14 protein-coding genes are annotated in these 19,257 nt (G+C 66.9%); 11 read left to right on the top strand and 3 right to left on the bottom strand.

The window, feature by feature from the left end:
- Window positions 1-66: 66 nt before the first annotated feature.
- Window positions 67-666, top strand: a complete 600-nt coding sequence (locus tag ACGFK1_RS28680; RefSeq protein ID WP_393437683.1) for a TetR family transcriptional regulator — start codon at window positions 67-69, stop codon at window positions 664-666.
- Window positions 615-1,040 carry a zf-TFIIB domain-containing protein gene (locus tag ACGFK1_RS28675; RefSeq protein ID WP_393437680.1) on the top strand — a complete coding sequence of 142 codons (426 nt, stop codon included), beginning with the start codon at window positions 615-617 and terminating at the stop codon, window positions 1,038-1,040. The genes ACGFK1_RS28680 and ACGFK1_RS28675 overlap by 52 nt, the downstream gene beginning before the upstream one ends.
- Here the strand turns inward: ACGFK1_RS28675 and ACGFK1_RS28670 are convergent.
- Entirely contained in the window at window positions 1,037-1,765 is a 729-nt protein-coding gene (locus tag ACGFK1_RS28670) for a phosphotransferase family protein (protein ID WP_393437677.1), read from the bottom strand. The two genes, ACGFK1_RS28675 and ACGFK1_RS28670, sit on opposite strands and share 4 nt — an antisense overlap.
- A 32-nt stretch (window positions 1,766-1,797) precedes the next feature.
- Here ACGFK1_RS28670 and ACGFK1_RS28665 point away from each other — a divergent pair, with 32 nt between their 5' ends.
- Window positions 1,798-2,442, top strand: coding sequence for a phosphatase PAP2 family protein (locus tag ACGFK1_RS28665; RefSeq protein ID WP_393437675.1), 645 nt, complete (start codon window positions 1,798-1,800; stop codon window positions 2,440-2,442).
- On the opposite strand, the gene ACGFK1_RS28660 is transcribed toward ACGFK1_RS28665, so the two are convergent.
- Together ACGFK1_RS28660 and ACGFK1_RS28655 are read right to left on the bottom strand one after the other, a co-directional pair.
- Window positions 2,439-2,882 (bottom strand): carboxymuconolactone decarboxylase family protein, encoded by a 444-nt coding sequence (locus tag ACGFK1_RS28660; protein WP_393437672.1) that lies wholly within the window; start codon window positions 2,880-2,882, stop codon window positions 2,439-2,441. The two genes, ACGFK1_RS28665 and ACGFK1_RS28660, sit on opposite strands and share 4 nt — an antisense overlap.
- Window positions 2,879-3,373 (bottom strand): carboxymuconolactone decarboxylase family protein, encoded by a 495-nt coding sequence (locus tag ACGFK1_RS28655; RefSeq protein ID WP_393437669.1) that lies wholly within the window; start codon window positions 3,371-3,373, stop codon window positions 2,879-2,881. The genes ACGFK1_RS28660 and ACGFK1_RS28655 overlap by 4 nt, the downstream gene beginning before the upstream one ends.
- Window positions 3,374-3,413: 40 nt before the next feature.
- Here ACGFK1_RS28655 and ACGFK1_RS28650 point away from each other — a divergent pair, with 40 nt between their 5' ends.
- The 8 genes from ACGFK1_RS28650 to ACGFK1_RS28615 all read left to right on the top strand — a co-directional run bounded on the left by ACGFK1_RS28650 (window position 3,414) and on the right by ACGFK1_RS28615 (window position 19,124).
- Window positions 3,414-4,826 carry a PLP-dependent aminotransferase family protein gene (locus tag ACGFK1_RS28650; RefSeq protein WP_393437666.1) on the top strand — a complete coding sequence of 471 codons (1,413 nt, stop codon included), beginning with the start codon at window positions 3,414-3,416 and terminating at the stop codon, window positions 4,824-4,826.
- A 24-nt stretch (window positions 4,827-4,850) separates the two neighbouring features.
- A complete protein-coding gene (locus ACGFK1_RS28645; RefSeq protein ID WP_393437780.1) occupies window positions 4,851-5,249 on the top strand; it encodes a GtrA family protein in 399 nt (132 codons plus the stop codon).
- Between the two features lie 31 nt (window positions 5,250-5,280).
- On the top strand, window positions 5,281-6,651 hold the full coding sequence (locus tag ACGFK1_RS28640; RefSeq protein WP_393437664.1) for an FAD-binding protein: 1,371 nt from the start codon (window positions 5,281-5,283) through the stop codon (window positions 6,649-6,651).
- Window positions 6,652-7,452, top strand: a complete 801-nt coding sequence (locus ACGFK1_RS28635; protein WP_393437661.1) for a decaprenylphospho-beta-D-erythro-pentofuranosid-2-ulose 2-reductase — start codon at window positions 6,652-6,654, stop codon at window positions 7,450-7,452.
- Window positions 7,452-9,344, top strand: a complete 1,893-nt coding sequence (locus ACGFK1_RS28630; RefSeq protein WP_393437659.1) for a galactan 5-O-arabinofuranosyltransferase — start codon at window positions 7,452-7,454, stop codon at window positions 9,342-9,344. Before ACGFK1_RS28635 ends, ACGFK1_RS28630 begins: the two co-directional genes overlap by 1 nt.
- Before the next feature lie 79 nt (window positions 9,345-9,423).
- The gene (locus tag ACGFK1_RS28625) at window positions 9,424-12,657 is read left to right on the top strand and encodes an arabinosyltransferase domain-containing protein (RefSeq protein ID WP_393437656.1); all 3,234 of its coding nucleotides are present in this window, start codon (window positions 9,424-9,426) and stop codon (window positions 12,655-12,657) included.
- 24 nt (window positions 12,658-12,681) lie between these two features.
- A complete protein-coding gene (locus ACGFK1_RS28620) occupies window positions 12,682-15,936 on the top strand; it encodes an arabinosyltransferase domain-containing protein (protein WP_393437654.1) in 3,255 nt (1,084 codons plus the stop codon).
- Entirely contained in the window at window positions 15,933-19,124 is a 3,192-nt protein-coding gene (locus ACGFK1_RS28615) for an arabinosyltransferase domain-containing protein (protein ID WP_393437651.1), read from the top strand. The genes ACGFK1_RS28620 and ACGFK1_RS28615 overlap by 4 nt, the downstream gene beginning before the upstream one ends.
- The last annotated feature ends 133 nt before the right edge of the window (window positions 19,125-19,257 follow it).

Genomic DNA, 19,257 nt, shown 5'->3' with positions numbered 1-19,257 from the left:
CGCTGAAGAAGACGCTACTCCTGGCGTCGGACAAACGTCAACAGGCGTTGAAGTACGCTGCTGGCCATGGCGGAGAGCCGGCGAACCGGCCGATGGCGCACGGGCCAGCTGAGCAAGCAGCGCATCCTGGAAGTCGCGCGCGAGCACTTCACACGCGGCTACGAGCAGGCCACCGTGCGCGGAATCGCCAGCGATGCAGGCGTCGACGTCGCGATGGTCTACTACTTCTTCGGCAACAAAGAAGGGTTGTTCACCGCCGCGGTGATCGACATCCCGGAGCATCCTTTGCACCAGCTGCCCAGCCTGCTCGACGACTCCCCGGACGGGATCGGTGCGCGTCTGGTCCGGCGCTTCATCGAGCGCTGGGACGCAGGCGACGCGTTCGAACCGCTGCTTACGGTGTGGCGCTCAGCGGCGGATCAACCGCTGGCGCGCAAGCTACTTCACGACACGTTGGCAGGCCCGGTCGCCGACCGGGTGGCGTCCGAGTTCGGCGTCGACGATGCGGTGCTGCGTGTCGAACTTGTCGCATCGCATTTGATGGGGCTGGCATTCGCGCGCTACCAGTTGCGGATCGAACCGATGGCGTCGGCGGGGATCGACGACCTCGTCGCATGGGTGGGCCCGACGGTGCAGCGGTACCTGACGGGTCCGGCATGTGGGTGAGCCGACCTAGCTCCCAGGCACTTCACAGGATGCTCGGCCGTTGTGCAGGCATGAGTATCCCGCCATACGAACCACCGAAGTCCCCTCCGTCGCCCGGCGTCGGTAACACGCTGCTGTGTCCGAAGTGCGCAGGCGTCATGAAGACCTACGAGCGCAATGGCATCCACCTGGAGCAATGCGACACCTGCCGCGGCATCTTCCTCGACTTCGGCGAGCTCGAGGCGCTCACTCAAATGGAGAACCGGTTCGTGCAGAGCGCGCCGCCACCACCGCCTCCGGTGCAGCACGGCTATGACTACGGCCCGGGCTGGGGCCATCGCGGCAGCAGGCACTACCGCAAGCAGGGCTTCGGCAGGCTGTTCTTCTCCAGCTAGAGCATCCGCTGGCACGCGGCGCGCAGCATCCCGTCGTCGGGGTGATGCGCGGCCGCCTGGATGACCGCCGCGCGTGCGAACGGTTCGAGGACCGGCCACGGGTCACCGTCCGGTACCGCACAGCCACCGGCCCGGCGATATTCCTCCAGGAACTCGACCCAGTCGTCGTCGGGGATGAGCCCTGCGGCCCAGAATCCCGCAGGCCGAGCAAGGTCCCACGCCGGATCGCCGACACCGAGGTCGTCGACGTCGATCAGCACCCACCTTCCCGCGAGCCTGCCCAACTGGCCGAGATGCCAGTCACCATGCACCAGCGTCGACGGCCGATCTGGTGAGCCTGCCCGCCACGCCTGAGGCGGCAGCTCAGCCGCGAGACGCCGGACGACGGCGTCACCGGTGCCACGCAGCATGCGCCGCAGCCGCTGGGGCCAGCCGTGGGGCAGCCGCGCCGTCATGGTTTCGCGGTGCAGCCGTGCCAGCAGTCGGGCCGCCTCTCCCCACGGAGCACCTTCCGGTTGCGGCACAACGGTTTTCACCCTCAGCCAGCGAGTGCGCCACCGAGCGCCCACCCGTTCGGGCGTCACGTCAAGCGGAGATAGCAACGGCTCAGACGCGGCCGCGATGCGGAGCCGGGTGGTCAGAAGACGCGGGTCGGTTCCCGGCCGGTGCAGCTTGTGCACCACGTCGCCGTCGATGACGATCTCCGCGCCGGACCGGGTCTGCACCCCTCGACCATCACATACGGCAAACTGTCGCCGTGAGCGATCGCCCGCCTGCATTTCCGTTCTGGCTGCGGTCGTCGCTGTGTCTGATGGCGTCGGCGGTCTTTTTCGTACTGCTTCTGGCCCTGGCCTACAACATCCGCGAAGGCGGCGATGCGGTGTGGCTAGACGGCGTGGTCGCTCAACACGTGCACCCACACATTGCACCGCACAGGACAGAGCTGGCACTGAAGCTGACCCAGGTGGGATCGCCGATTTTCGTTGTGCCGGCGGCGTTGACGGCGGCGATGATCAGCGCGGTCGTGCGTCGATCGGTCTGGACGGGGATCGTGGTGGTCACCACGGTCGGGTTGGTGGGAATCGGCAGCACTGTCGGCAAGCAGATCATCACGGCCGCCCATCCGCAGGGCCCAGCTCATCTCACCGAGCACACCTTCCCGTCCGGCCACGTCTCCGCGGCCGTGTCGCTGTTCGGCGTCGCGGCGATCGCGTTCGGCACGAAGCCCCGCCACTTTCTCGTCTGGCTGGGCATCGCCGCCGTCGCCGCGGTCGTCGCCGCGACGCGCATCTACCTCGGCGTCCACTGGTTCTCGGACACGTTGGGCGGGGTGTTCCTCGGGTGCAGCGCGGTGTTCGCCGCCGCGGCGTTGTTACCCGCCCGAAAACCTGATCCGCCTTAGTGCTTGGGCAGCGGCAGCCGGGTGGTGACCCCGATGCGGTTCCAGGCGTTGATGGTCAGTGCCATCGCGATCACCTGACCCAGTTCGCGGTCCGAGAAGGCCGCTGCCGCGCGGGCATACACCTCGTCGGAGACATTGCGGCGGGTGAGATCGGTCATTTCCTCCGTCAGCGCCAGTGCCGCCTGCTCCTGCTCGGTGTAGACGCCCTCGGCCTCCTGCCAGGCGGGTAACAGCGTCAACTTCTGCTCGCTGATCCCGCGCTTGCGGGCGTCGGTGCTGTGCATGTCGAGGCAGAACGCGCAGTGGTTCATCTGCGACGCGCGGATCTTGATCAGCTCGGCCAGATCCGGATCGAGGTCCTTCGATGCCGCGGCGTTCAGCGTCACCATCGCCTCGTACACCTCGGGCGATACCCGGTTCAGGTTGATCCTGCGGCTCATCGGCGCGGCGGTTCCAGGCGGATGGTCACGTTGATCCGATTCCACGCGTTGATGGTGACCGCCATCGCGATGACCTGCCCGAGCTCGCGCTCGGTGAAAACCGCTGCGGCCCTTTCATACACCTCATCAGGGACGTGGCCGTTATCGAGTTCGGTGACGGCCTCGGCCAGCGCCAGCGCCGCCCGCTCACGCTCGCTGAACATATCGCCTGCCTCTTCCCAAGCCGCCAGCACGTCGAGCTTCTGGTCGCTCACCCCGTGCTTTCGCGCGTCGCGCATGTGCATGTCAAGGCAGAACGCGCAGTGATTGATCTGCGACGCCCGAATCTTGATCAGCTCACCCAGTTCGGCTTCGACGTCTTTGGAGGCCGCCCTGCTGAGCGCCATCATCGCGTCGTACAACTCCGGCGACGTCTTGTAGATCTTCAGCCGGTTCGGGGGCAGGTTGTCGAGTGTCTCCGATGTTTCCGATGTTGTTGGTATGCCTCCCACGCTAAAACCGAAAGTCCCATCTGCGTGGTTCAATTCCGCTATGGTTTCATGGGCCAATTCCGGCAGCCGTGATCTCCACTTGGACCTTCGGCAAACCATCACCCCCGGCGCCCGCGGCGCGCGAGAACTGCTGATCAACGCCCTGCGAAACGCGGTCCGAACCGGTCGCCTTGCACCCGGCACGATGCTGCCGCCGTCGCGCGACCTGGCTGGCGATCTCGGATTGGCCCGCAACACGGTGGCCCAGGCGTACGCCGAACTGGTCGCCGAGGGGTGGCTGACGTCCCGGCAGGGAGCAGGCACCTGGGTGGTCAACGTCAGAGGCACCGGCACGCCCGCCATCCCTCGTGGCGTTCGGGTCGTCCCGACCCACAACCTGATGGCCGGTTCCCCCGACGTCTCCGAATTCCCCCGCGCGTCATGGCTGGCCGCGACCCGCCGGGCCCTCGGGAGTGCGCCCACGGAAGCGCTGCGGATGGGCGACCCGCGCGGGCGGCCCGAACTCCGCGAAGGTCTCGCCGAATACCTCGCACGGGCCCGCGGCGTGCGCACCTCGGCGGAGTCGATCGTGATCTGCGCCGGTGTCCGGCACGCGGTCGAACTGCTGACGCGGGCCGTCGGCGGATCGATCGCCGTCGAGGCGTATGGGCTGCACATCTTCCGCGACGCCATCGCCGCGCTCGGGGTATCGACCCTGCCGATCGGCCTTGACGAAAACGGCGCAGTCGTAAGCGATCTGGACGCACTCGAGGTCGCGGCCGTACTGCTCACTCCGGCCCACCACAACCCCCACGGCGTTGCTCTGCATCCGTCCCGGCGCACCGCCGTCATCGAGTGGGCGCAGCGCACCGGCGGTTACGTGTTCGACGACGACTACGACGGCGAATTCCGATACGACCGTCAGCCGGTCGGCGCGCTGCAGGCGCTGGGCCCTGACCGCGTCGCATACATGGGATCTGCAAGCAAAAGCCTGGCGCAGACGCTGCGGATCGGTTGGATGGCGCTGCCAGAAGACCTCATCGAGCCGGTGCTCGAAGCCGGGGGCGGTCAACAGTTCTACGTCGACGCGTTGAACCAGCTCACCATGGCCGACTTCATCAGCAGCGGCCAGTACGACCGCCACATCCGCAGGATGCGTACCCGATACCGACGACGCCGCGACGCCCTCGTCGACGCACTGAGCGGCTTCGACGTCGGGATCAGCGGCCTCGCCGCGGGCGTCAACTTGCTGCTGACCCTGCCCGACGGCAGCGAGCACGAGGTGCTGCGCCGCGCCGGGGAGGCCGGAATCGCCCTGCAGGGCTTGTCCCGGATGCGCCATCCGCTGGCGGGTGAGAACGTCCCCGGCCGCGACGGGATCGTCGTCGGTTTCGCCGCACCAGCCGAGCACGCGTTCGCCGCGGCCGTCGAGGCGTTGTGCGCGGTGCTGAGGGCCAGCAGCTTGGCTGGCTAAGCTGCCCGGGTGGCCGAGCCCCTGATGTCCTCCAGCCTGACGCTGAAAACCCAGGTGTGGCGCTTCCTCGTCACCGGCGGCGTCGCAGCGGTCGTCGACTTCGGGCTGTACGTGCTGCTCTACAAGGCGGTAGGCCTGCAGGTCGACGTGGCCAAGGCCATCAGCTTCGTGTTCGGAACCATCACGGCATACCTGATCAACCGCCGCTGGACGTTCCAGGCCGAGCCCAGCGCTACCAGGTTCGTCGCGGTCATGGTGCTCTACGCCGTGACCTTCGCGGTACAGGTCGGACTGAACCACTTCTGCCTTCATCTGTTCGACTACACGGCGTGGGCCGTACCCGTGGCCTTCGTCATCGCCCAGGGCACCGCGACTGTGATCAACTTCATCGTCCAGCGGGCGGTCATTTTCCGGCTGCGCTGAGCCGTGGGCGCCAGGCGGTACCCTCGTCACGATGTTTGAGACCAGGACCCAGCGACTCACCGGCTGGGCTCGCACCGCGCCGAGCGTCGCGCAGGTGCTGTCGACCCCGGACCCCGAGGTGATCGCCGAGGCGGTGTCGCACGCGTCGGACCGTGGTGCCCGCGGCGTCATCGCGCGAGGGCTGGGTCGCTCGTACGGCGACAACGCCCAAAACGGTGGCGGGCTCGTCGTCGACATGACCGCGCTGAACCGCATCCACACCATGGACAGCGACACACACCTGGTGGATGTCGACGCCGGCGTCAATCTGGACCAACTGATGCGCGCGGCGCTGCCGCTCGGACTGTGGGTGCCGGTGCTGCCGGGCACCCGCCAGGTCACCGTCGGGGGCGCGATCGCCTGCGACATCCACGGCAAGAACCACCACAGTGCGGGCAGCTTCGGCAACCACGTTCGGTCGATGGACCTGCTCACCGCCGACGGCGAGATCCGCCAACTCACACCCGACGGTCCCGAGTCGGAGTTGTTCTGGGCGACGGTCGGCGGCAACGGCCTGACGGGCATCATCCTGCGGGCCACCATCTTGATGACGCCCACCGAGACGGCGTACTTCATCGCCGACGGCGACGTGACCTCCGGCCTGGACGAAACCATCGCGTTCCACAGCGACGGCACCGAGGACAACTACACCTATTCATCGGGATGGTTCGACGCGATCAGTGCGCCGCCGAAGCTCGGCCGCGCCGTGATCTCCCGCGGCTCGCTGGCCACCGTCGATCAGCTGCCCAAGAAGCTGCAGAAGAATCCGCTGAAATTCGATGCGCCGCAGTACTTCACGACCCCCGATGTGTTCCCCAGCGGACTCGGCAACAAGCTGATTTTCGGGACCATGACCGAAGTGTGGTACCGCATGGGCAAGACCTATCGCGGCAAGGCCCAGAACCTGACGCAGTTCTATCACCCGCTGGACATGGTCGGCGAGTGGAACCGGGCTTACGGCTCAGCGGGTTTCGGCCAGTACCAGTTCGTGGTGCCGACCGAGGCCGTCGAGGCGTTCAAGGGCATCATGTACGACATCCAGAAGTCGGGTCACTACTCGTTCCTGAATGTGTTCAAGCTCTTCGGGCCCGGCAATCAAGCGGCGCTGAGCTTCCCGATTCCCGGCTGGAATGTCTGTGTCGACTTCCAGATCAAGCCGGGCCTCAATGAGTTCCTGAACGAACTCGACCGTCGCGTGCTGGAGTTCGGCGGCAAGCTGTACACCGCGAAGGACAACCGCACCACGGCCGAGACCTTCCACGCCATGTACCCGCGAATCGACGAGTGGATTGCCGTGCGCCGCAAGGTCGATCCCGACGGTGTGTTCGCATCCGACATGGCCCGACGCTTGGAGCTGCTCTAGATGGTGCTTGACGCCGTAGGCAACCCCCAGACCATTCTGCTGCTCGGCGGCACGTCCGAGATCGGGCTGGCCATCTGCGAGCGCTATCTACGTAACGCGCGTGCCCGCATCGTGCTGGCCGACCTGCCGGATCATCCCGGCAAGGACAAGGCCATCACGGCGATGAAGGAGGCAGGCGCCAAGTCCGTCGAGTGGATCGACTTCGACGGTGTCGACACCGAAAGCCATCCGAAGGTCATCGACGCGGCTTTTTCAGATGAAGCCGGGGGCGGCCCCAGTGACATCGACGTGGCCATCGTGGCGTTCGGCCTGCTTGGCGATGCCGAGGAGCTGTGGCAGAACCAGCGCAAGGCCGTACAGATCGCCGAGATCAACTACACCGCAGCGGTTTCCGTCGGAGTGCTACTCGGTGAAAAGATGAAGGCGCAGGGCTTCGGTCGGATCATCGCGATGAGCTCCGCCGCCGGTCAACGGGTCCGGCGGTCGAACTTCGTCTACGGGTCCACCAAGGCCGGTCTCGACGGCTTTTATCTGGGCCTCGGGGAAGCATTGCGGGAGTTCGGGGTTCGGGTGCTGGTGATCAGGCCCGGACAAGTGCGCACCAGCACGACGATCGCGCACTGGGAGGCGACGGGCAGCAAGGAAGCGCCGTTCACCGTCGACAAGGAGTACGTCGCCGAGTTGGCGGTCACGGCATCGGCCAAGGGCAAGGAACTGGTATGGGCGCCGGGGGCGTTCAGGTACGTGATGATGGTGTTGCGACACATTCCGCGCCCCATCTTCCGCAAGCTCCCCATCTGATGCGCGGCGCGCTGGCCGGGGAGCCGCGCCGGCGGCGACAATGGGCAGTAGCCGGCCAGATGGCGGTGGCGGTCGTCGTGGCGGTGCTCGTTGCGGTGATCTCGCTTACCGCGATTTCGCGGGTCGAGTGGCCTGCCTACAACTCGTCGAACCAATTGCACGCATTGACGACTGTTGGTCAATTCGGTTGCCTCGCGGGGATATTCGCCAGTGGCTGGCTCTGGCGTAGTGGCCGGCAGCTACTGGCCAGAGCCGCGGCCCTTGTCTTCTCGGCCGCCTTCGCGGTGGTCACGTTGGCGATGCCGCTTGGGGCCACCAGACTCTATCTGTTCGGCATCTCGGTCGATCAGCAGTTCCGCACCGAGTATTTGACCAGGCTCGCCGACACGGCAGGTCCACACGACATGACCTATTACGGTCTGCCGCCGTTCTATCCGCCGGGCTGGTTCTGGGTCGGCGGCAGGCTTGCGGCGCTGACCGGCACGCCGGCATGGGAGATGTTCAAGCCGTGGGCGATCGTCTCGATCACGATCGCCGTGGTGCTGGCTGTTGTGTTGTGGGTCAGCATGATCCGCTTCGAGTATGCGCTGATCGTCTCGACCGCCACCACGGCGGCCGCGCTGGCCTACTCGCCGACCGAGCCGTATGCGGCGATCATCGCCGTGTTGCTGCCGCCGGTGTTCGTGCTCGCGTGGTCGGGCCTGCGGGGTGCAACACGAAGCGGCGGGTGGGCGGCCGTCATCGGCACCGGCGTGTTTCTCGGCGTCGCGGCGCTCCTGTACACCCTGTTGTTTCTTTACGCCGCTTTCACGCTGGCCATCATGGGTGTCCTGCTCGCCGCTGGCCGCAGACGTCTGGAACCGGTGCTGCGACTGGTCGTCATCGCGGTGATTTCCGGCGCGATCGCGCTCATCGGCTGGGGCCCGTACCTGATTGCCGCGGTCAACGGGCATCCGGCGGATTCCGGCACTGCGCAACACTATTTGCCGTCGGCGGGCGCGCAACTCGAGTTCCCGATGCTGCACTTCACGTTGCTCGGCGCGCTGTGCATGCTCGGCACGCTGTGGCTGGTGGTCTATGCCCGCACCTCGACCCGTGCCGGTGCATTGGCCATCGCGGTGCTGGCGGTCTACGCCTGGTCGCTGTTGTCGATGCTGACCACCCTGCTGGGCACCACCTTGTTGTCGTTCCGGCTGCAGCCAACGCTGACGATCCTGCTGACGGCGGCGGGCGCGTTCGGGTTCATCGATGTCACCCGCGCGCTTGCCGCCAGGGTCAGGCCGCAGAACTCGCGGCGCGTCGTCGCAGCCGCGGCCACCGTCGGCGCAATCGGCGCGCTGACATTCAGCCAGGACATCCCCGACGTGCTGCGCTCCGACATCGTCGTCGCCTACACCGACACCGACGGCCACGGCCAACGCGCCGACCGCCGGCCGCCAGGCGCCGAGCAGTACTACCGCGAAATCGACGACAAGATCCTGCGGACCACCGGGCTGCCTCGCGACGAGATCGTCGTGCTCACCGCCGACTACAGCTTCCTCTCCTACTACCCCTATTACGGGTTCCAGGGGCTGACGTCGCACTACGCCAATCCGCTCGCGCAGTTCGACCAGCGTGCAAAGGCCATCGAAGGCTGGGCCACGCTGGGCAGCGCCGACGAGTTCATCACCGCCCTGGACAAGCTGCTGTGGAAGCCGCCTACCGTGTTCCTGATGCGCCGGGGCGCCAACGACACCTACATCCTGCGGCTGGCCTCGGACGTCTACCCGAACCAGCCGAACGTCCGCCGCTACCACGTGACCCTCGACAAGAAGCTGTTCGACGACCCGCGCTTCGACGTCTCCACCGTCGGGCCCTTCGTGTTGGCGATCAGGACGGAGCCCGGAAAATGAGCCTCGAAACTGCGGTTATTGAGCGGCTCACTCACACTTTCGCGCAGAAAGCGCAGTCTCGCGGAAGCGTGGAGCCGTGATGGCCACGGAAGCGCCGCCGCACATTGGCCAATTACCATCAAGCCCCGTGACCGCTGCGGGCAACCATCGCACCGCCCGCCTCATTGCGATCGTTGCCGGGCTACTCGGCGCGGCGCTGGCGATCGCCATCCCGCTGCTGCCGATCACGCAGACCACCGCGAAGCTCAACTGGCCGCAGAACGGCGTGCTGTCCAGCGTCAACGCGCCGCTGATCGGATACGTCGCCACGGACCTGACCATCTCGGTGCCCTGCAGCGCGGCTGCAGGTTTGACGGGTCCCGGGAAAACAGTGCTGCTTTCGACCGTGCCTAAGCAGGCGCCCAAGGCCGTCGACCGCGGCCTGTTGATCGAACGGGTCAACAATGACCTGCTCGTCATCGTCCGCAACACTCCTGTGGTCAGTGCGCCGCTGAGCCAGGTGCTCAGCCCCGCCTGCCAACGGCTCACGTTCACCGCGCACGCCGACAAGGTCACCGGCGAATTCGTCGGCCTGGTGAAGGGTCCCGACGCCGACGACGACGCCGGCAAGCCGTTGCGCGGCGAACGCAGCGGGTACGACTTTCGGCCGCAGATCGTCGGCGTCTTCACCGATCTGGCAGGGCCCGCGCCGCCGGGGCTGAGCTTCTCGGCGACGATCGATTCCCGCTACAGCAGTTCGCCGACGCTGCTGAAGATGCTGGCGATGGTCGTCGGTGTCGCGATGACGGTCATCGCGCTCGGCGCGCTGCACGTGCTGGACATCGCCGACGGCAGACGGATCAAGCGTTTCCTTCCGCGGCGCTGGTGGTCGATATCGGGATTGGACGGGTTGGTGGCCGCCGTCCTGGTCTGGTGGCACTTCGTCGGCGCCAACACCTCTGACGACGGCTACATCCTCACCATGGCCCGCGTCTCCGAGCACGCCGGCTACATGGCCAACTACTACCGATGGTTCGGCACGCCGGAAGCACCGTTCGGCTGGTACTACGACCTGCTGGCGCTGTGGGCGCATGTCAGCACGAACAGCGCGTGGGTGAGGTTGCCCACGCTGGTGATGGCGCTGGCGTGCTGGTGGCTGATCAGCCGGGAAGTCATTCCGCGGCTGGGCCGCGCCGTGAAAACCAGCCGAGCGGCGGCGTGGACCGCCGCGGGCATGTTCCTCGCGTTCTGGCTGCCGTTGAACAACGGGCTGCGACCGGAACCCATTATCGCGCTTGGCATCCTGTTGACCTGGTGCTCGGTCGAGCGTGGCGTGGCCACCAACCGGATGCTGCCGGTGGCGATCGCGATCATCATCGGTGCGCTGACGCTGTTCTCCGGGCCGACGGGCATCGCGGCTGTCGGCGCCTTGCTGGTGGCCGTCGGGCCGCTGAAAACGATTGTTGCGCGGCATACTTCGCGATTCGGCTACCTGGCTCTGCTGGCGCCCATCCTGGCCGCCTGCACGGTGACGATCATCCTGATCTTCCGCGACCAGACGCTGATCGGCGAGATCCAGGCCAGCACCTTCAAATCCGCGGTCGGGCCCAGCCTCAGCTGGTTCGACGAACACATCCGCTACGAGCGGCTGTTCACCACCAGTCCCGACGGTTCGGTGGCCCGCCGATTCGCGGTGCTGACGCTGCTGCTGGCATTGGCGGTGTCGGTGGCAATGGCATTGCGCAAGGGCAGGATTCCCGGCACCGCGCTCGGACCGAGTCGGCGCATCGTCGGCATCACGATCATCTCGTTCTTGGCGATGATGTTCACCCCGACCAAGTGGACGCACCACTTCGGGGTGTTCGCCGGGTTGGCTGGTTCGCTGGGCGCACTGGCCGCGGTGGCGGTCACCGCCGCGGCAATGCAGTCCCGGCGCAATCGTGCGATGTTCGCCGCCGCGGTGCTGTTCGTGATGGCGTTGTCGTTCGCGACCGTCAATGGCTGGTGGTACGTCTCCAACTTCGGTGTGCCGTGGTCGAATCAGTTCCCCGAGTGGCATTTCGGCTTCACCACATTCCTGCTCGGCCTGTCCGTGGTGGCCCTGCTGGTGGCGGCGTGGTTCCACTTCGCCGGCCGCGACTCGTCTCGGCCGGCGACGCGTCGATGGCAACGAATTGTGCAGTCTCCGTTGGCGATTGCCACCTGGATCCTGGTGGTGTTCGAGGTGCTGACGTTGACGTTGGGGATGACCGAACAGTTCCCCGCATGGAGTGTCGGTCGATCCAACCTCGAGGCGCTGACCGGCAAGACCTGCGGGCTGGCCAATGATGTGCTGGTCGAGCAGGACCCCAATGCCGGACTGCTGACGCCGATCGACACACCAGTGGGTGAGGCGCTGGGCGCCGTCACCGCGCAAGGCTTCGGCCCCAACGGGATTCCGGCCGACGTTTCCGCCGACCCGGTCATGGAGTCGCCAGGCACCTCGAATTTCGCGGATACCGAAACGGGCACCATGACCGCCAACGAGGCGGGCACCGAGGGCGGTACCACCGCCGCGGCAGGCGTGAACGGATCGAAGGCCCGACTGCCGTACAACCTCGATCCGGCCAGCACCCCGGTGATGGGCAGCTGGCGCGCGGGCACCCAGCAGCCGGCGGCGCTGCGCTCGGCGTGGTACCGGCTGCCGCCCCGAGACCAGGCGGGGCCGCTGCTCGTCATATCGGCGGCAGGCCGCTTCGATCCCGGCGAGGTCGTCGTGCAGTGGGCCGACAGCAACGGGCAGCCCGCAGGTTCGGTCGGGTTCGCCGACGTGGGTTCGGCCCCGGCCTGGCGCAACCTGCGCGCACCGCTTTCGGCGATTCCGCGCGAGGCCACCCAGATCCGGTTGGTGGCCACCGACGACGACCTGAACCCGCTGCACTGGATGGCCGTCACACCGCCGCGGATCCCGCATCTGCGCACCCTGCAGGACGTGGTCGGCTCGCAGGACCCGGTGCTGCTCGACTGGCTCGTCGGCATGGCGTTTCCCTGCCAGCGACCGTTCGATCACCAATACGGCGTCATCGAGGTGCCCAAGTGGCGCATCCTGCCGGACCGGTTCGGCGCGGAGGCCAACTCGCCGGTGATGGACAACCTCGGCGGCGGACCGCTGGGCATCACCGAACTGCTGCTGCGACCGACCACCATGCCGACCTATCTGAAGGACGACTGGTTCCGTGACTGGGGCGCGCTGCAGCAGCTCACGCCCTACTACCCGAACGCGCAACCGGCCCGGCTGGATCTCGGTTCGGCAACTCGCAGCGGACTCTGGAGCCCGGCGCCGCTGCGTCATTAATTCCGTCGCCTACCATCGAGCCTCGTGCCTGCCCACCGCATTGCCCGGCTGATCGCCGTCATCGCAGGCATCTTGGGCGTCGTGTTGTGCGGGCTCACGCCGCTGCTCCCCGTCAACCAGACCACCGCGACGATCACGTGGCCGCAGGCGCCCGGCCCCGACGGGCTGGTCAGCGACGTCACCGCCCCGCTGGTGTCCGGCGCTCCGCAGGCACTCGACATCTCGATCCCCTGCCAGGCGATCGCGACCCTGCCCGCCAGCGGCGGCGTGGTGCTGTCGACCAATCCGTCGGCAGGCATCGAGGCGACCCGCAACGGACTATTCGTCACGGCCAACGCCACCTCCGTGGTCGTCGCCTTCCGTGACTCGGTGGCCGCGGTGGCGCCGAGGGCCGCGGTCGCGTCCGGCGCGTGCCGCACACTGCACGTCTGGGCCAACCCCGGCAGCCTCGGAGCCGACTTCGTCGGCATTCCCGGCGCCACCGGCACGCTGGCCCCTGAGAAGAAGCCCCAAGTGACGGGCGTGTTCACCGACCTCAAGGTGGCCGCTCAACCCGCCTTGTCGGCGCGCATCGACGTGGACACCAGGTTCATCACCTCACCGTCGGCGTTGAAGCTCGCCGTGATGCTGTTGGGCGTCCTGTGCGTGATCGCGTCGATCGTGGCGCTGGGATTACTCGACCGGCGCTCTGGCCGCCGCCTGCGCGCCGCCTGGCGACGGTTCTGGCGGGTGGGCCCGTCGACATGGATCGTCGACATCGGCGTCGTCGGCACGCTGGTGCTCTGGCATCTGATCGGCGCGATCTCCTCCGATGACGGCTACAACCTCACCATCGCCCGGGTGTCCGCCGACGCCGGCTACGCCGCCAACTACTACCGCTTCTTCGGTGCGACGGAGGCGCCGTTCGACTGGTATCAGTCGGTGCTCGCGCACATGGCCGCGATCAGCACGGCAGGCGTGTGGATGCGGGTGCCCGCCACGCTGGCCGCCATCGGCACGTGGCTGATCATCAGCCGCTGGGCGCTGCCGAGGCTGGGCAGGCGCCTGGCAGGCAACCGGGTGGCGGTGTGGACGGCGGGCGCGACGTTCCTGGCGGCCTGGCTGCCGTTCAACAATGGCCTTCGCCCCGAACCGCTGATCGCGTTCGGTGCGATCGCGGCGTGGGCGCTGATCGAGAATGCAATCGCCACCCGCCGGTTGTGGCCCGCCGCCGTCGCGATCGTCATCGCGGTGTTCAGCGTGACGCTGGCACCGCAGGGCCTGATCGCCTTGGCGCCGCTGTTGGTCGGTGCGCGGGCCGTCGCCAAAGTGGTGCGCAGTAGGCGTGTGGTGGACGGACTGGCGGCCCAGTTGGCTCCGCTGGCTGCCGCGTTGTCGCTGATCTTCGTGGTGGTGTTCCGCGACCAGACGCTGGCGACCGTCGCTGAATCGGCCCGCATCAAGTACAAAGTCGGGCCGACCATCCCTTGGTATCAGGACTTTCTGCGCTACTACTTCCTGACCGTCGAGGACAGCGCGGACTCGTCGCTGACCCGACGCTTCGCCGTGCTGGTGCTGTTGGTCTGCTTGTTCGGCATGCTGGCGGTGCTGCTGCGCCGCCGCGGTGTCCCCGGCATGGCGACAGGGCCGGTGTGGCGGTTGGTGGGTGCGACGGCGGTGGGTCTGCTGCTGTTGACGTTCACCCCGACGAAGTGGGCCGTGCAGTTCGGTGCGTTCGCGGGTCTGGCGGGCGCACTCGGCGGGGTGGCGGCGTTCGCGTTCGCGCGGGTCGGGCTGCACAGCCGACGCAACCTGGCGCTGTATGTGACCGCACTGCTGTTCGTATTGGCATGGGCCACATCGGGTATCAACGGCTGGTTCTACGTCGGCAACTACGGGGTGCCGTGGTTCGACAAGCAACCGGTGATCGTCGGGATACCGGTGACCGGCATCTTCCTGGGCCTGGCGATCGTGACAGGCCTGCTGGCCGGCTGGCTGCACTTCAGGATGGACTACACCGGGCACACGCAGGTCGCCAACACCCGACGCAACCGCGTGTTGGCGTCCACCCCGCTGCTCGTCGTGGCGATCATCATGGTGGTGCTGGAAGTGGGTTCGATGGCCAAAGGCGCTGCGCAGCGCTATCCCACCTACACCACGGCCAAGGCCAACATCGACGCTGCCGTCTCTGGCCTTTCCAACAACAGTTGTGCCATGGCCGACGACGTTCTCGTCGAACCCGACGCGAATGCCGGCCTGCTGCAACCTGTTCCGGGGCAGCGGTTCGGCCAGTACGGTCCGCTCGGTGGCGAGAACCCGGTCGGGTTCACGCCCAACGGTGTCAGCGACACGCTGGAGCCCGCCGAGCCTGTCACCGCGAACCCCGGCACCGTGAACTCCCCTGGTTCACCCAACGAGCCCAACATCGGCATCGGGTACGCGGCGGGCACCGGCGGCGGTTACGGGCCCGTGGGAGTCAACGGATCGAACGCCTTTTTGCCGTTCGGCCTGGACCCCAAACGCACCCCGGTCATGGGCAGCTACAACGAGAACACCGTTGCGGCCAAGGTCACTTCGGCGTGGTATCAGCTGCCGCCGCGCACGCCGGACCGTCCGCTGGTGACGGTCGCCGCCGCGGGCGCGATCTGGTATTACGAGGAGGACGGCTCCTTCAACTACGGCCAGTCTCTCAAGCTCGAATGGGGCGTGCACCGGCCCGACGGCAGCTACCAGGCCCTGGGTCAGGTCCAGCCGATCGACATCTTCCCCCAAAAGGCTTGGCGCAACCTGCGTTTCCCGCTTGCCCTGGCACCACCAGAGGCCAACGTCGCACGCATCGTCGCCGACGATCCAAACCTGTCCACCGACCAGTGGTTCGCGTTCACCCCGCCGCGGGTGCCTGTGCTCGAGACCGCGCAACAGCTACTAGGTTCGCACACACCGGTGTTGATGGACATCGCCACCGCGGCGAACTTTCCATGCCAACGCCCGTTCTCCGAACACCTTGGCGTTGCTGAACTTCCGGAGTACCGCATCCTGCCGAACTTCAAGCAAGTGGTGGTGTCGTCGAAACAGTGGCAGTCCGCCGAGGGCGGCGGACCGTTCCTGTTCATCCAGTCGCTGTTGGGCACCAGCACCGTGCCGACCTATCTGCGCAATGACTGGTACCGCGACTGGGGCTGGATCGAGCGGTACAACCGCGTCGTGCCGGAGTCGCAAGCCCCCAATGCGGTGATCGACCAAGGCGCGAAGCGGGTGTTCGGCTGGAGCCGCAGTGGACCGATCAGGGCCTTGCCATGACGGGGGCCATGAGCGACATCAGGGTCGCGCGCTGGACGGCGACGATCGCGGGCCTGATCGGGTTCATCCTCTCGGTCGCCACGCCCCTGCTGCCGGTCGTGCAGACCACCGCGACATTGAACTGGCCGCAGGGCGGCCAGTTGAACAATGTGACGGCACCGCTGATTTCGCAGGTACCGGTGACCATGACCGTGACGGTGCCGTGCGAGGTGATCCGCACCATGGCCCCTGCCGGCGGGACGGTGCTGAGCACCGCGCCGAAGGACGGCAAACAGGCCGCGTTGCAGTCGCTGTTCGTCAACGTCAACCGCCAACGCGTCGACATCACCGACCGCAACGTGGTGGTCGCCAGCGTGCCGCGGGACAAAACGGCAGGCTGTCAGCGCATCGAGATCACCTCGTCGGAGGCGGGCACGTTCGCGACCTTTGTCGGGCTCACCGATCCGAAGACGGGCGCGGACCAGCGGTCGGGGTTCACCGACCCCAACCTGCGCCCCTCGATCGTCGGCATCTTCACCGACCTGACCGGACCCGCACCGCAGGGACTGAGTGCATCGGCCGTCATCGACACCCGGTTCTCCACCAAACCAACGGCTTTGAAGTTGACCGCGATGCTGCTGGCGATCGTCTCGACGATCATCGCGCTGGTCGCGTTGTGGCGACTGGACCGGCTCGACGGTCGCCGGATGCAGCGTTGGCTTCCTCAGCGCTGGCGCACGTTCTCCAGCACCGATGTCGTGGTCATCGGCGGCTTCGTGGTTTGGCACGTGATCGGCGCGAACTCCTCCGACGACGGCTACATCCTCCAGATGGCCCGCGTCGCCGGGCACGCCGGATACATGTCGAACTACTTCCGCTGGTTCGGCAGCCCAGAGGATCCGTTCGGCTGGTACTACAACCTGCTGGCGGTGATGACCGGCGTCAGCGACGCGAGCATCTGGATCAGACTGCCCGATCTGGTCTGCGGAATCGTCTGCTGGCTCTTGCTTTCCCGCGAAGTGCTGCCGCGACTCGGCCCAGCGGTAGCGGCCAGCAAGCCCGCGGTGTGGGCCGCCGGGCTGGTGTTGCTGGGGGCGTGGATGCCGTTCAACAACGGCCTGCGTCCAGAGGGGCAGATCGCCACCGGCGCGCTGATCACCTATGTGCTGATCGAACGGGCGATCATCTCCAGCCGGATGACGCCAGCGGCATTGGCGATCCTGACGGCCGCATTCACGTTGGGCATCCAGCCGACCGGGTTGATCGCGGTCGCCGCGCTGCTGGCCGGCGGCAGGCCGATCCTGCGAATCCTGGTGAAACGACACCGGATCGTCGGCACCTGGCCGCTGGTTGCGCCGCTGCTTGCCGCGGGCACCGTGATCCTCACTGTGGTGTTCGCCGACCAAACGCTGGCGACGGTGCTGGAGGCCACCAGGATTCGCACCGCGATCGGGCCGAGTCAGGCCTGGTACACGGAGAATCTGCGCTACTACTACCTGTTCCTGCCGACGGTCGACGGTTCGCTCTCGCGTCGGTTCGGTTTCTTCTTCACCGCGCTGTCGCTGTTCGCCGCAATGTTCATCATGTTGCGCCGCAAGCGGGTTCCCGGGGTGGCGCGCGGCCCGGTGTGGCGGTTGATGGGCGTCATCTTCGGCACCATGTTCTTTCTGATGTTCACCCCGACCAAATGGGTGCATCACTTCGGTTTGTTCGCCGCGGTGGGCGCGGCGATGGCCGCGGTGGCCACGGTACTGGTGTCGCCTGCCGTGATGCGGTGGTCACGCAACCGGATGGCGTTCCTCGCCGCGGTGTTCTTCACGCTGGCGCTGTGTTTCGCCACCACCAACGGCTGGTGGTACGTGTCGAGTTACGGCGTGCCGTTCAACAACGCGACACCGAAGATCGTCGGGCTCACAGTCAGTTTCATCTTCTTCCTGCTGTTCGCCGTCACCGCCATCTACGCCACTTGGTTGCACTTCGTGGCCCGCGACCACGGCGAGGGCCGCATCGCGCGGGCGCTGACCGCGGCACCGGTCCCCGTTGCGGCGGGGTTCATGGTGCTGGTCTTCGTCGGGTCGATGACAGCAGGCATCGTGCGCCAATACCCGACCTACTCCAACGCGTGGGCGAATCTGCGCGCGTTCACCGGCGGCTGTGGGCTGGCCGACGACGTGCTCGTCGAACCCGATTCCAACGACGGGTTCCTGACCCCGATGCCAGGCAACTACGGTCCGCTCGGCCCGCTCGGAGGCGACAAGCCGGTGGGCTTCATTCCCGGTGGCGTACCGGAAAAGATTGTCGCCGAGACCATTCGGCAGAATCTGCCGCAGCCGGGCACCGACTACGACTGGGATCACCCCATCAAGCTCAAGACGCCCGGCGTCAACGGGTCCACAGTGCCGCTGCCGTACGGCCTCGACCCGGGCCGAGTCCCGCTGGCCGGCACCTACGTCGAGGGGCCGCAGCAGCAGAGCCGGTTGGCCTCGGCGTGGTATCGACTGCCCACGCCTGACAACGCGCATCCGCTGGTGGTCATCACCGCGGCGGGGACCATCACCGGCGACAGCGTCTTCAACGGCCGGACCGAGGCCCAGAAGGTCGAATTGGAGTATGCGCGGCCGGGACCGGACGGCACGCCGGTGCCCGCGGGCAGGCTGGTGCCCTACGACCTCGGCCCGATTCCGTCGTGGCGCAACCTTCGGTTCCCGCGGTCACAGATTCCGGCGGATGCGGTCGCGGTCCGGGTGGTGGCGGAGGATCTGTCACTCACGCCAGGCGATTGGGTCGCGGTGACACCGCCACGGGTGCCGGAGCTGCGGTCGGTCCAGGAGTATGTCGGCTCGACACAGCCGGTGCTGATGGATTGGGCTGTCGGACTTGCCTTCCCGTGCCAGCAGCCAATGCTGCACGCCAACGGGGTGACCGAGATTCCGAAGTTCCGCATCACACCGGACTACAACGCGAAGCGCAAGGACACCGACACCTGGGAAGACGGCCTCAACGGCGGCCTGCTCGGCATCACCGACCTACTGCTGCGCGCGCATGTGATGGCGACGTACCTGTCCAACGACTGGGGACGCGACTGGGGTTCGCTTCGCAAGTTCGAGATGACGCCGGACGCCAAGGCTGCCCAGCCCGCTCAAATCGACTTCGGCACCGCCACCCGTAGCGGGCTCTGGAAACCCGGCAAGATCCGCATCGGAGCCTAGTGGCGCACCAAATCCGGCTCGGCAGCGCGGCCCTGACCCGCGTAGTCGAATCCGGTGTCGAGAGCGGTTTGCGAATCGCGTTGCAGACTGGGTCGTTCAGGTCGACGGGTTGACGGTGCTGGTTGACACCGGC

The organism is Mycobacterium sp. NPDC048908, assembly GCF_043197955.1.
In the GTDB taxonomy this organism is placed as follows: Bacteria; Actinomycetota; Actinomycetes; order Mycobacteriales; family Mycobacteriaceae; genus Mycobacterium.
Note: the sequence above shows the minus strand (reverse complement) of the source record. Positions and strands in the feature narration are given on the sequence as shown.